The sequence below is a fragment of the Endozoicomonas atrinae genome, assembly GCF_001647025.1.
GTDB classification, from domain to species: domain Bacteria; phylum Pseudomonadota; class Gammaproteobacteria; order Pseudomonadales; family Endozoicomonadaceae; genus Endozoicomonas; species Endozoicomonas atrinae.
The window spans coordinates 1-241 of the sequence record NZ_LUKQ02000954.1; the positions used below are offsets into that span (position 1 = coordinate 1).

General features: G+C 48.1%; 1 protein-coding gene. It reads left to right on the forward strand.

The window, feature by feature from the left end; all coding sequences use genetic code 11:
- Nucleotides 1–48 precede the first annotated feature (48 nt).
- Complete coding sequence (locus tag AK963_RS37000) at nucleotides 49–159, forward strand: hypothetical protein (protein ID WP_420795634.1); 111 nt, start codon at nucleotides 49–51, stop codon at nucleotides 157–159.
- Nucleotides 160–241: the final 82 nt, after the last annotated feature.

Below are 241 nucleotides of genomic sequence, written 5' to 3' on the forward strand. Positions count from 1 at the left end.
GTAACTGATGCTGTCTACGATGAGGTCAGGACTTGGCAGAATCGCCCGCTGGACAGACTTTTCCCCATCCTGTATCTCGATGGCCTTGTGGTTAAGGTTCATCAGGATAAACGGGTTATACCAATTGCTTTTTCTAACTACTGTATAACTGCCCACTGACGAGAGCATAAACTGAATAGACGTCCAGCTTCGCCGCATAGATTGTTCCAGGCCTCGCAGCAGCAATCCACGATATCTTCGT